This is a genomic window from Lysobacter sp. CCNWLW3, from assembly GCF_036697405.1.
Lineage (GTDB): Bacteria > Pseudomonadota > Gammaproteobacteria > Xanthomonadales > Xanthomonadaceae > Lysobacter.
Genome location: NZ_JBAHWA010000005.1, coordinates 100,420 through 113,213 on the forward strand (window position 1 = coordinate 100,420; position 12,794 = coordinate 113,213).

Genomic DNA, 12,794 nt, shown 5'->3' on the forward strand with positions numbered 1-12,794 from the left:
ACACTGCCGGGGTCTGGTGATTGTAGGTCAGTGGCCGCATATCCCCGGAAACGGTACGGCCGGGGCGTCGCAAGGCGCCGCCGGCCTCCGCGCGTCGCGAGGGCGGCGCGCGAGCAAGGCATCCCGCCTTGCAGCGGGGTGTCGACGAACGAGGTGCGCGTGTCCGGTCCCAGCCAGGTCAAGGATGTCCCGATTCCGCCGATGGCCAGCGGCGGTCGCACCGCGCTGATCGAATACCTCGCCTCCGGCGTGCGTCCCGACGACGATTGGAAGATCGGCACCGAACACGAGAAATTCGGCTACCGCACCGACGACCTGCGCCCGCCCACCTTCGACGGCGAGCGCGGCATCGAAGCCCTGCTCAAGGGCCTGACCCAGTTCGGCTGGGCGCCGGTGGAAGAGCACGGCCGGGTGATCGCGCTGACCCGCGAGCAGGCCTCGGTGTCGCTGGAGCCGGCCGGCCAGCTGGAACTGTCGGGCGCGCCGCTGGCGACCCTGCACGACACCTGCTGCGAGGCCGCCCAGCATCTGCGCGAAGTGCGCGCGGTCGCCGAGCCGATGGGGCTGGGCTTCCTGGGCATGGGCTTCCAGCCCAAGTGGCGCCGCGACGAAATGCCGTGGATGCCCAAGGGCCGCTACAAGATCATGCGCGAGTACATGCCCAAGGTCGGCAGCCTGGGCCTGGACATGATGACCCGCACCAGCACCGTGCAGGTCAATCTGGACGTGCGCGACGAAGCCGACATGGTCAAGAAGTTCCGCGTGTCGCTGGCCTTGCAGCCGATCGCGACCGCGCTGTTCGCCGACTCGCCGTTCACCGAGGGCAAGCCCAACGGCTATTTGTCCTACCGCTCGCACATCTGGACCGACACCGACCGCGACCGCACCGGCCTGCTCGATTTCGTGTTCGAGGACGGCTTCGGCTACGAGCGCTACGTCGACTACCTGCTCGACGTGCCGATGTACTTCGTCTATCGCGACGGCAGCTACATCGATGCCGCCGGCCAGTCGTTCCGCGACTACATGGACGCCAAGCTGCCGGCCTACCCGGACCAGCGCCCGACCCTGAAGGATTGGGCCGACCACACCACCACCGCGTTTCCGGAAGTGCGCCTTAAGAAGTATCTGGAGATGCGCGGCGCCGACTCCGGCCCCTGGAACCGCATCTGCGCGCTGTCGGCGTTCTGGGTCGGCCTGCTGTACGACGCCAGCGCGCTGGACGCGGCCTGGGACCTGGTCGTGGACTTCACTCCCGAAGAACGCCACGCCCTGCGCGACGGCGTGCCGAAGCGGGCGCTGCAGCTGCCGTTCCGCGACGGCAAGGTGCTGGACCTGGCCCGGCGCGCGCTGGAGATTTCCGCGCACGGCCTGCGCCGCCGCGGCAAGCTCAACGGCAATGGCGCCGACGAATCGATCTATCTGGATCCGCTGTTGGAATTCGTCGAACGCGGCCAGACCCCGGCCGAGCGCAAGCTCGAGCTGTTCCATGGCGCCTGGGGCGGCAGCGTCGACCCGGTCTTCAGCGAGTTCGCTTACTGAGACGCATCGTTGCTGGCTAGCGCGGCGATGCGCCTGCGGCCTAGCGCATCTGCGTAGGTTGCGGTGGTAACCGCACCATCGCCATCCCGCACGCTTGCGCGACGCTCAACGCAAGCGTTCGAATCGGCTTACCGAGCCATCGAGCTTGAACTCGATTTCGTAAGACGCATCGTCCTTACCCGGCACCGGCATGGTCGACCACGACGGCGGCCATGGATTCCTGGCGCCCGGACGGCCGGTGTGGAACCAGATGCCGACCAGGCGGTCACGCTCCGGATTCGGCAACGCGCCCGGCACACCGCGCGCGCTTTGGTACCAGTTGGCGTGGACCACGGCCGCGGTTTCGAAGCGCAGTTGCGCCAGCGGCAGGTCGCTGGCCGACAGGCCGCGCGCTTTCAGGTCCGGGCAGAGGTGGTCCATGCGCTCGCCGCGCTGCCAGCGGCCTTGCTCGTAACGGTAGATGTACATCGCCTTGGGCTGGGTGGGATCCACCAGCGCCACTTCGATGTCGCGGTCGTGGAACAGGGCGGCGCCGTGGATCCGCGGCGCGCGCCCGGCGAACTCCGGCAGGGCGTTCAGCGCGCGCTGCGCCTCGGCCAGCGCCGGGCCGTCCTGCATCAGCTGGGGCTCGCGCTGACACGCCGACGCCCAGACCGCCAGCCAGGCGATCGCCGCCAGTCCCGGCCGGCGCGCGCCGCGCCCCATCAGCCCTGGGGCCCTTCCGCGGCCGCCAGTTGCTTGGACAACTGCTTGAGCCGATCCAGCGCGGGCTTGTTCAGTTGCCGCGCGTAAGCCGGCAAGCGCTTGGCCTTCGCCAGCGCGCGCTCGCACAACTCGCGCGCCGGTTCCTTCTCGCCCCAGCCCACCAGGGCCTGCGCGTAGTGGGCGTGCGCGTCGAAACCGGTGCTGTAGCCGACCAGGGTGTCGAATTCCTCGCGCGCCTTGGCGCGATCGCCCTCGGCCGCGACCGCGCGCGCATAGGTCAGATGGCCGTCCGGCGAACGGAAATCCGGGCGGCGCTTGATCAGCTCGTCCAGCATTTCGCGCGCACGCCGCGCGTGGCCGCATTCCAGCAGGGCCTGCGCCAGCCGCACCTGGATATCCGGATCGTCGGCATGGATGCCCTTGAGCGCGGACTCGTAATGCGTGGCCGCTTCCGAGGCCCGGTCGCTGGCGAGCAGGGCATCGGCCAGGCGCAGGCGGCGGTCGGTGGTGGGCGCGTCCTCGAACGCGTCCTGGGCCTCGCGCAATTCGCGGGTCGGATCCAGCGCGCGCTTGACCCCGCCGACCAGGGCGCGGCCGTGGCGGCTGTAACGCATCTCCGGCAGCCAGATCGTCAGCGCATAGATCACGCTGCCCAGCAGCGGGAACATGAAAAGAATGCCCAGCCAATAACGTTCCTGCCCGCTGCGCACCGCGTGCACCGCGAAAAACAGCGCCACCAGTACGTGCGCGCCCAAACCCAGAAACGGCATACGGTCTCCCCCGACCTGCGACGGCCGATAGTGTCCGATGTAGTCGCGGTTCTGGCTAGCGCACGGCCGGGCGCGCAAAGCGTGCCTGGCGTGGTGGTTACTGCTGCAACCAATTTCCCTTCAGCGGATTGCTGCAATGCACAAGTCGCTGATATAGCCTTGGACCCATGAATGTCATGACCGATACCAGCGACGAACCCTTGCGCGCGGTCGATTTCGCGCCCACCGACGCCCTGCTGCGCGAAGACGTCAAAATCCTTGGCGCCCTGGTCGGCGAAATCCTCGCCGAGCAGCGCGGCCCCGGCTTCCTCGATGCGGTCGAGCGCCTGCGCCGCGCCGCGATCCGGCGCCGCGAGTCCGACCGCCCGATCGCCGCGCTCGCCGATGCGCTGGCCGACATCGACCTGGAGCAGGCCTCCGACCTGGTGCGCGCCTTCGCGACCTATTTCCAGGCGGTCAACCTGGCCGAGCGCGTGCACCGCATCCGCCGCCGCCGCGACTACGAGCGCAGCGGCGCGGCCGCGCAACCCGGCGGCCTGCGCGACGTGCTGCTGGCGCTGGCCCACGAAGGCGTCGGTGCCGGCGAGCTGGCCGAACTGCTGCCGCGCCTGCGCATCGAGCCGGTGTTCACCGCCCACCCCACCGAGGCCGTGCGACGCGCGCTGCTGGAGAAGGAACGCCAGATCGTCGGCTGCCTGGTCGCCGACATCGACCGCGGCCGCACTCCGCCGGAACGCCGCGCCGACCGCGAGCGCATCCGCCTGGCCCTGACCGCGAGCTGGCAGACCGCCGAAGCGCCCGCGGCCAAGCCCAGCGTCGCCGACGAGTTCGAGCACGTCGGCTTCTATCTGTCCGACGTGCTCTACCGGGTGCTGCCGGTGTTCTACGAAATGTTCGAGGAAGCGCTGCGCGAAGCCTATGGCGACACCCCGGCGCTGCCGGACGTGCTCGGCTTCGGCACCTGGGTCGGCGGCGACATGGACGGCAATCCCAACGTCGGCGCCGACACCATCGCCGCGACCCTGGCCGGGCAGCGCGCGCTGGTGCTGCGCGCTTACCGCCGCGACCTGGACTCGCTGGGCGAACTGCTGAGCCAGTCGGACACGCGCGTGGGCATCGACGAGGCGGTACTGGCGCGGGTCGAGGACTACCGCTATCTGTTGCCCAAGGCGGCCGCCGCGCTCAAGCCGCGCCATGCCGACATGCCCTACCGCAACCTGCTCAGCCTGATGTCGGCGCGTCTGCAGGCCACCGTCGACGAGAGCGTGCACGGCTATCCCGACGTGGCCGCGTTCCTGGCCGACATCGTCGCCATCGAGGACAGCCTCAACGCCAATCAGGGCGGGCACGCCGGCGGTTTCGCGGTGCGGCGCCTGCGTCGGCGCGCGGAGTGCTTCGGCTTCCATCTGGCCAGCCTGGACCTGCGCCAGGACTCGGCCACCCACGATGCCGCGCTGGCCGCCGTGCTCGGAGACGCCGACTGGGAAGGACGCGCCCCGGCCGAGCGCGCGCGCCGCCTGCACGCCCTGCTCGACGGCAGCGCGCCGCCGCGCAGCGACGGCAACGGCGCCGCGCGCGCCAGCCTGGACGTGTTCCGCGCGGTCGCGCGCCTGCGCCCGCGCTACGGCGAGCGCGCGTTCGGGCCCTACATCGTCAGCATGAGCCGCAGCGCCGCCGATGCCCTGGCCGTGCTCGCGCTGGCGCGCACCGCCGGCTGCGTCGACGCCGCCGGGCGCGTGCCGCTGGACGTGGCGCCGCTGTTCGAAACCGTCGACGACCTCGACGCCGCCGCCGATACCCTGCGCGCGCTGTTCGCCGACCCGGTCTACCGCGCTCATCTGGATGCGCGCGGCGGCCGCCAGGTGGTGATGCTGGGCTATTCCGACAGCGCCAAGGACGGCGGCATGCTGGCCTCGCGCTGGGCGCTGCAGCAGACCCAGGTCGCGCTGACCGCGCTGGCCCACGACAGCGGCGTGCGCATCGCGTTCTTCCACGGCCGCGGCGGCTCGATCAGCCGCGGCGGCGGCAAGACCGAGCGCGCGGTGATCGCCGCGCCGCGCGGTTCGGTCGACGGCTTCTTGCGCCTGACCGAGCAGGGCGAGGTGATCCACCGCAAGTACGGCATCCGCGCGATCGCCCTGCGCAATCTGGAACAGACCACCGGCGCAGTGCTGCGCGCGACCCTGCGCCCGCGGCCGCCCGAGCCGCGCGAGGCGGGCTGGCGCGCGATCGCGTCCGAACTGGCGGCCGAAGCGCGCGCGCGCTACCGCGCCCTGGTCCACGAAGACGCGCTGTTCCCGGCCTACTTCCGCGCCGCCACCCCGATCGACGTGATCGAGCGCCTGCGCATCGGTTCGCGTCCGGCCAAGCGCGCCGGCAGCGGCGACATCGGTTCGTTGCGCGCGATTCCCTGGGTGTTCGCCTGGTCGCAGAACCGTGCCGGCCTGACCGCCTGGTACGGCGTCGGCGGCGCGCTGGAACGCGCCCTGGCCGAACACGGCCGCGACACCCTGGCCGAGATGGCGCGCGACTGGCCGTTCTTCACCAGCCTGATCGACGATCTGGAAATGGTCCTGGCCAAATCCGATCCGGCCATCTTCGAGCGCTACTCGCTGCTGGCCGCGGGCTTGCCGGAAGGCGATCTGCACGCGCGTTTCCATCCCGGCATCGCCGCCGAGTTCCAGCGCACGCGCGAGGCGGTGCTGGCGATCAAGGGCAGTCGCGAGCTGCTGGTGGGCGACCACCGTCTGCGCCAGTCGATCCGCCTGCGCAATCCCTATGTCGATCCGATCAGCCTGCTCCAGGTCGATTTGCTGGCGCGCTGGCGCGCCGCCGGGCGCCCCGACGACGCCCTGCAGCAGGCGCTGGTGGCGACCGTGAACGGCATCGCCGCCGGCGTGCAGAACACCGGCTGATCCTTCCGTCCCTGCGTCTCCCGGCGGCGGCCCGCGGCCGTCGCCATGGGCGTTCGCGCGCGCCCGATCTGATACTATCCCCCAGTATCCTAGGCTCGCCCGCCGGGCGCCTTAGAGGCCGCCGCCATGCCGCATTCCCCCGCCGAGAAAAAGCGCGTCCTCACCCGCGTGCGCCGCATCAAGGGCCAGACCGAGGCGCTGGAGCGCGCGCTGGAGCAGGGCAGCGAATGCGCGGCGGTGCTGCAGCAGATCGCCGCGATCCGCGGCGCGATCAACGGCCTGATGTCGGAAGTGCTGGAAAGCCACATCCGCGAGGAACTCGGCCAGGCCGTGTCCTCGCAGCGCACCCGCAGCGCCAGCATCGACGAGGTTGCCGCGCTGGTGCGTTCCTACCTGAAATGAATTCGTCGCACGCTTACACGCTGCGTCCCGGCATCCGGTCGCAGTCCGTCTTTCCTTCCGCCTCGCGGAACGTCAACGCAGGAGTGTCATCCCCATGAGCCGGGTCATCAAAAGCCGCGCCGCCGTCGCCTTCGCCGCCGGACAGCCCTTGCAGGTCGTCGAGATCGACGTCGAGCCGCCGCGCAAGGGTGAGGTGCTGGTGCGCATCGTCGCCACCGGCGTCTGCCACACCGACGCCTTCACCCTCAGCGGCGACGATCCCGAAGGCCTGTTCCCGGCCGTGCTCGGCCATGAGGGCGGCGGAGTGGTGGTCGAAGTCGGCGAGGGCGTGACCAGCGTCAAGCCCGGCGATCACGTGATCCCGCTGTACACGGCCGAATGCCGGCAGTGCAAATTCTGCCTGTCGGGCAAGACCAACCTCTGCCAGGCCGTGCGCGCCACCCAGGGCAAGGGCCTGATGCCCGACGGCAGCTCGCGCTTCAGCTACCAAGGCCAGCCCATCCATCACTACATGGGCTGCAGCACCTTCAGCGAGTACACCGTGGTGCCGGAGATCTCGCTGGCGGTGGTCAACCCGGACGCCGCGCTGGAGAAGGTCTGCCTGCTCGGCTGCGGCGTCACCACCGGCATCGGCGCGGTCCACAACACCGCCAAGGTCCAGCCCGGCGACAGCGTCGCGGTGTTCGGCCTGGGCGGCATCGGCCTGGCGGTGATCCAGGGCGCGGTGCAGGCCAAGGCCGGCCGCATCATCGGCATCGACACCAACCCGGGCAAGTTCGAGCTCGCGCGCCGGATGGGCGCGACCGACTGCGTGAATCCGAAAGAGTACGAGCGTCCGATTCAGGACGTGCTGGTGGAGATGACCGACGGCGGCGTCGACTACAGCTTCGAATGCATCGGCAACGTCCACGTCATGCGCTCGGCGCTGGAGTGCTGCCACAAGGGCTGGGGCGAGTCGGTGATCATCGGCGTGGCCGGCGCCGGCCAGGAGGTCAGCACGCGCCCGTTCCAACTGGTCACCGGCCGGGTCTGGCGCGGCTCGGCCTTCGGCGGCGTCAAGGGGCGCACGCAGTTGCCGGGCATGGTCGAGCAGGCGATGAAGGGCGAGATCGATCTGGATCCCTTCATCACCCACACCCTGCCGCTGGAACGCATCAACGAGGCCTTCGACCTGATGCACGAAGGCAAGTCGATCCGCACCGTGATCCACTACTGACATGCAGCGCAGCGAAACCCATGCCTGCCACGGCGGCCGCCAGGAAGTCTGGCAGCACGATTCCAGCGTGCTCGGCTGCGCGATGCGTTATGCCGTCTACCTGCCGCCGCAGGCGCAGCAGCAGGCCTGCCCGGTGCTGTACTGGCTGTCCGGCCTGACCTGCAGCGAGCAGAACTTCATCACCAAGGCCGGCGCGCAGCGCTACGCCGCCGAGCACGGGCTGATCCTGGTCGCGCCCGACACCAGCCCGCGCGGCGCCGGCGTGGCCGATGCCGAGGGCTACGACCTGGGCCAGGGCGCGGGCTTCTACCTCAACGCCACGCGCGAGCCCTGGGCCGCGCACTACCGCATGTACGACTACGTGGTCGACGAGCTGCCGGCCCTGGTCGACGCGCATTTCCCGACCACCAGCGCGCGCGCCATCAGCGGCCATTCCATGGGCGGGCACGGCGCGCTCACCATCGCGCTCAGAAACCCGGGCCGCTACCGCAGCGTCTCGGCGTTCTCGCCGATCGTCGCGCCCGCGCAGGTGCCCTGGGGCGAGAAGGCGTTCTCCGCCTACCTGGGCGACGACCGCGAGGCCTGGCGCGAGTGGGACGCCACGCAGTTGGTCGCGCAGGCGCGCGAACGCCTGCCGCTGCTGATCGATCAGGGCGAGGCCGACGAGTTCCTGCAAAGCCAGTTGCAGCCGGAACGGCTGCGCGCGGCCTGCGCGGCGGCCGGGCATCCGCTGCAGCTGCGGATGCGGCCGGGCTACGACCACAGCTACTACTTCATCGCCAGCTTCATCGGCGAGCACATCGAGCACCACGCGGCGGCGTTGCGCGGGTAAGCGCGCGGTGGCGCGGAGCCTGCGTCGGTAGGTGGCGCTGCGGAAGAGCAAATCCCCCTCGGTCCCCCTTTTTCAAAGGGGGAAGACAAAAGGCAGGCGGAGCGTGCTGAGCGATTGCGCGCGGATGGAGTTGCGCGCGGACGGAGTAGCGCGCGGACGGAGTAGCGCCGCCCCTACGAAGAACGCCGCCCCTGTTCCCCCCTTTGAAAAAGGGGGGCTAGGGGGGACTTGCTTCTACTCCCAAGCAACCACCCCCTCAAGCCGCGGTCACGTCCCGCAACTCCCAACCGGTGCCGGCCAGCAGCCGCATGCGGTGCTTGAGCACCGTGCCCGGAATGGTCGAGGTCAACACCAGGTCGATGTGCAGGTCGTCCTGCTGCCCGTCGACGGTGGCGCCGGGGTCGACGGCGCCCAGCGCGGGGTCGATTTCGTCCGGCTCGGGCTGCATGGCGCGCCAGCGTTCGAACAGGCGATCGTTCCGCAGCGCATCCTGCAATTGCTCGGCGAAGCCTTCGGCGCTGACCGCGGAGAACGACAACGAGGGTTCGCTGCCGCGTGCGCGTTCGGCGTCGGGAAGGCTGAGGTAGTAACGGGTGGCCATCATGGCGTCTCTTGCGGGAACTGGGCCTAGCCTAGGCCGGCGAACATGCGTGGTTTGTGAACGCCATGCGTCGATTGCGAGGCGTTGCGACGCCGGTCAGCTTGATCGCGGGTGGCCGCTCCTGCGCCCGCGCGCCGTTAGGGCCGCTTCGCCGTTGCGTATTTATTGCGCAGGCGGTCGATCAGCGAATACGCCCAGGGTCGCCCTGCTGCAGTCCCGCAGCAGGGCTTTGGATACGCTGGTCGACCCGGTGGACCCGGACGATGCCGAGCCCCGCCGAACGGCGGTTGCCGGCGCGGCGGATCGGCGCGCCGGGCGCCGTGCCGCCGCACCAGGCGAGCCTTCAGTCCAGATGCACGTGCGCGCCGTGCCCCTTCGGGCAATGGCAGACCGCGGTGGGGCCGAACTCCACGCCGAAGGTCTGGCCGTCGCGGTGGCGCTGCCAATAGAAGTTCGGCGCCTTCTCCGCGCGGTTGCCGATCTCGGCCATGTCGGCGTCGACGTCGAACAGGCGGCCGTCGACCATCACGTAGCGGGTGTCGGCGGTGGCGCGGATGTTCTGCAGCGGATTGTCGTTGAGCACCACCAGGTCGGCCTGCTTGCCGGTCTCCAGCGAGCCCAACTGCTTGGACAGGCCGAGCAGGTCGGCGCCGTCGATGGTGGCCGCGCGCAGCGCCTCGAAGTTGCTGAAACCGCCCTGGGTCAGCGACCAGATCTCCCAGTTCGGCGACAGGCCCTGCAGCTGGCCGTGGCCGCCGATCTGGATCTTGATGCCGGCGTCGCGCATCTTCTTGGCCGACTTGGCGACCTCGATATGCCAGTAATCCCAGTCCGGCGCGATCTCGCGCCGGATCGAGCGCGCGTCCAGGGTCTCGCGCGGGAAGAAGCGGTTGAGCTTCTTGTCTTCCCAGACGTTGTCGCGCGCGTACCACCAGTATTCGCCCGAGGTGCCGCCGTAACTCACCACCAGGGTCGGCGTGTTGCGCACGTCGGTCTGACGCCACAGTTCGATCACGTCCTTGTACAGCGGCGCCACCGGCAGGTTGTGTTCGACGCTGGTCACACCGTCCAGCACCATGGTCATGTTGTGGTGGAAAGTCGAACCGCCTTCCTCGACCACCAGCATGCCCAGCTCGCGCGCGGCCTGGTCGATCTGCTGGCGCTGCTCGCGGCGCGGCTGGTTGTAGCTCTTGACCGAGAACGCGCCGTTGGCCTTCATCCGGCGCAGGTGGCTGCGCGCGTCCTCCAGCGAATTGACCACGGCTTTGAAGTCGCCGTCGGCGCCGTACAGGATGGTGCCGGTGGAGAACACGCGCGGGCCGACCATGCGCCCGCTCTTGACCAGTTCGGCTTCGGAGAACACGAACTCGGTGGTGGCCGAGGGGTCGTGCATGGTGGTCACGCCGAAGGCGAGGTTGGTGTAGTAGGCCCAGTTCTGCTGCGGCACCACGCCCTGGCCGAAGTGCGCCGCGTGCGCGTGCACGTCGACGTAACCCGGCACGATGGTCTTGCCGCTGGCGTCGATGCTGCGCGCGCCGGCGGGGATGTTCACCGAGGCCGAAGGGCCGACCGCGACGATGGTGTCGCCGCGCACCACCAGGGTGCCGTCCTCGATCACTTCCTGGGTTTTCTCCGCGTCGCGCATGGTGACGATGCGGGCGTGGGTGAAGGCGACCGTGTCCTTGGGCGCGTCCACGGCCACGCTCAGGCCGACCGCGATGCCGCCGTCGTTGCTCGGCTTGGGCAGGTCCTTGGGCGCGCCGGGCAGGAAGGCGAAGCTCTGGCGCAGGTCGCGCGAGTAGTAGCGGTCGCCGACCATCCAGTGCAGCGACTTGGAATCCGCGCTCCAATGCAGATAGCTGCCGACGTCGGCGCTGACCTGGGTCACCGGCATGGCCTTGCTGTCCTTGGACAGCTCGATCGCGGTGCCGGTGGCCACCAGCGGCGCGACGTAGGCGTTGAACAGTTCGGTGAAGGCGATCCAGTTGCCGTCCGGGCTGATGCTGACCGAGTCGACGTACTTCAGGCTGTAGACCTCGCGCGCGTCCTCGCCGTGCAGGCCCACCGACATCAGCTTCTTCTTCAGGCCGCCGCCGCTGAGGTAGTACACGCGCGTGCCGTCGGCGTTGAACTGCGGGGACTCGCCGCTCTCGGCCACGCGCACCGCCGCGCCGCCGTCGGCGGGCATCACGTAGATGCCCTGGTCGCGCGACCACAGGCTGCCGGTGAGGCCGCCGCCGCCGCTCTTGGCGTAGACGATGCGGCGGCCGTCGGGCGAGAAGCGCGGGCCGTAGTAGAAGCCCGGCTCGCGGCTGATCTTGCGCGCGCCGCCGCCGTTGGCGTCGGCCACGTAGATCGCGGTCAGGTCCTGATCGGACCAAGTCGTGTACAGCAGCTTGCGGCCGTCGGCGCTGAAGCTGGGCTGGTATTCGTAGTGGCTGTCGTCGCGGCTCAGGCGCTCGGGCGCGCCGTCGGGCAAGCGCTTGCGCCAGAGGTGGCCGACGGCGTGGAAGATCAGGGTCTTGCCGTCGGCGCTGGTGGCGACGTCGCGGATCATCTTGGGCGCGAAGCGGCCCTCGTCCAGGGTCTGCTCGAAGCGCAGCGGCGCGGTCACGGTCTGCTCGACCTGGGCGGTGAAGGGCACGTTGGCGGCCTTGCCGCTGGCCATGTCCACGCGCCACAGTTTGCCCTGGCCCCAGATCACCACCGCGCGCGAGTCCGGCGTCCAGTCGAAGTTGGCGTAGGGGCCGAAGATCGCCCAGGCCTCCTGCTGATCGTGCGACAGGCCGTCCCAGACCGGGCGCACCTGGCCGCTGGCCAGGTCCATCACGTGCAGCACCGACTTGTCGCGCACGCGTTTGACGAACGCCAGCGACTTGCCGTCGGGCGAGGGCTGCGGCCGCACCGCGCCGCCGGCGGTGGAAATCAGGGTTTCGCTCTTGCCGGTCTGGCGGTCCAGGCGTTTGATCGCGTAGATCGTGTCGTGGACGTTCTTGTTGTACTGGAAGCTGGGGCCGTCGCTGACGTCCTCGGAGTAATAGACGTAGCGGCCGTCGGGCGAGACCGCGGGTTCGCCCAGGTCCTGCTGGTCGTTCTTCTGCTTGGTCAGCTGCAGGCCGCCGCCGCCGGAGGCGTGGTACAGCCACAGCTCGCCGGCGCCCATCGAGCGCTCGCCGGTGAAGTGCTTGCGTCCGATCAGGAAACGGCCGTCCGGGGTCCAGGCCGGGTTGTTGAGCAGGCGGAAGTCTTCCTTGCTCACCTGCACCGGCTGGCTGCCGTCGCTACGGACGCGCCACAGGTTGTTGCCGCCGCCGCGGTCGGAGGTGAAGGCCAGCTCGCGCCCATCGGGCGACCAGCGCGGCTGCACGTCCCAGGCCGGGCCGCTGGTCACGCGTTGGGCGGCGCCGCCGCCGATCGGCAGGCGGTAGAGGTCGCCGAGCAGGGAGAACGCGAGCTCGCGCCCGTCGGGCGAGACGTCCACGTCCATCCAGGTGCCTTCGTCGGTCTCGAAGCGCACGCTCTTGGTCGGGCCGTGCGCGGCCGAGACGTCCCACTTCTTGTCGTCCTTGGCTTCGCCGGGCTTGCTGGCGCCCTTGGCGGTCTGGGCCGGGGCGTGCGCCGGGTCGTTGCCGGCCGGATCCAGCGCGTCCTGTTCGAGCTGGTCGCGCGGCTTGTCGGCCTTGTCCTTGTCCTGCGGCGCGGGTTGCGGTGCCGGCTGCGGCGCCGGCGGGTTCTGGGCGAGCGCCGGGGTGGCGGCGAGGGCGCTGGCGAGCGCAAGGACGAGCAGGCGGTGGCTGGGCATCGGGTCGGGTTC

Annotated in this window: 9 protein-coding genes; 5 read left to right on the top strand and 4 right to left on the bottom strand. The window is 70.0% G+C overall.

Annotated elements, in window-relative coordinates; all coding sequences use genetic code 11:
• The first annotated feature begins 201 nt into the window (after window positions 1-201).
• Window positions 202-1,539 (top strand): glutamate--cysteine ligase, encoded by a 1,338-nt coding sequence (locus tag V1318_RS10730; protein WP_332939841.1) that lies wholly within the window; start codon window positions 202-204, stop codon window positions 1,537-1,539.
• A gap of 105 nt (window positions 1,540-1,644) precedes the next feature.
• On the opposite strand, the gene V1318_RS10735 is transcribed toward V1318_RS10730, so the two are convergent.
• Both V1318_RS10735 and V1318_RS10740 read right to left on the bottom strand, forming a co-directional pair.
• On the bottom strand, window positions 1,645-2,244 hold the full coding sequence (locus V1318_RS10735) for a hypothetical protein (protein ID WP_332939655.1): 600 nt from the start codon (window positions 2,242-2,244) through the stop codon (window positions 1,645-1,647).
• Complete coding sequence (locus tag V1318_RS10740; protein ID WP_332939657.1) at window positions 2,244-3,014, bottom strand: tetratricopeptide repeat protein; 771 nt, start codon at window positions 3,012-3,014, stop codon at window positions 2,244-2,246. Before V1318_RS10740 ends, V1318_RS10735 begins: the two co-directional genes overlap by 1 nt.
• A gap of 176 nt (window positions 3,015-3,190) precedes the next feature.
• On the opposite strand from V1318_RS10740, the gene ppc reads away from it, so the two are divergent.
• The 4 genes from ppc (at window position 3,191) to fghA (ending at window position 8,379) form a co-directional block, all read left to right on the top strand.
• Complete coding sequence (gene ppc / locus V1318_RS10745; protein ID WP_332939658.1) at window positions 3,191-5,929, top strand: phosphoenolpyruvate carboxylase; 2,739 nt, start codon at window positions 3,191-3,193, stop codon at window positions 5,927-5,929.
• Between the two features lie 126 nt (window positions 5,930-6,055).
• On the top strand, window positions 6,056-6,331 hold the full coding sequence (gene frmR, locus V1318_RS10750) for a formaldehyde-responsive transcriptional repressor FrmR (protein WP_332939659.1): 276 nt from the start codon (window positions 6,056-6,058) through the stop codon (window positions 6,329-6,331).
• Window positions 6,332-6,437: 106 nt separating this feature from the next.
• Window positions 6,438-7,547, top strand: a complete 1,110-nt coding sequence (locus V1318_RS10755; RefSeq protein WP_332939842.1) for an S-(hydroxymethyl)glutathione dehydrogenase/class III alcohol dehydrogenase — start codon at window positions 6,438-6,440, stop codon at window positions 7,545-7,547.
• Between the two features lies 1 nt (window position 7,548).
• Window positions 7,549-8,379 (top strand): S-formylglutathione hydrolase, encoded by an 831-nt coding sequence (fghA, locus tag V1318_RS10760; RefSeq protein ID WP_332939660.1) that lies wholly within the window; start codon window positions 7,549-7,551, stop codon window positions 8,377-8,379.
• Between the two features lie 256 nt (window positions 8,380-8,635).
• On the opposite strand, the gene V1318_RS10765 is transcribed toward fghA, so the two are convergent.
• Together V1318_RS10765 and V1318_RS10770 are read right to left on the bottom strand one after the other, a co-directional pair.
• Complete coding sequence (locus tag V1318_RS10765) at window positions 8,636-8,980, bottom strand: hypothetical protein (protein ID WP_332939843.1); 345 nt, start codon at window positions 8,978-8,980, stop codon at window positions 8,636-8,638.
• Between the two features lie 343 nt (window positions 8,981-9,323).
• On the bottom strand, window positions 9,324-12,782 hold the full coding sequence (locus tag V1318_RS10770) for an amidohydrolase family protein (RefSeq protein WP_332939661.1): 3,459 nt from the start codon (window positions 12,780-12,782) through the stop codon (window positions 9,324-9,326).
• Window positions 12,783-12,794 lie beyond the last annotated feature (12 nt).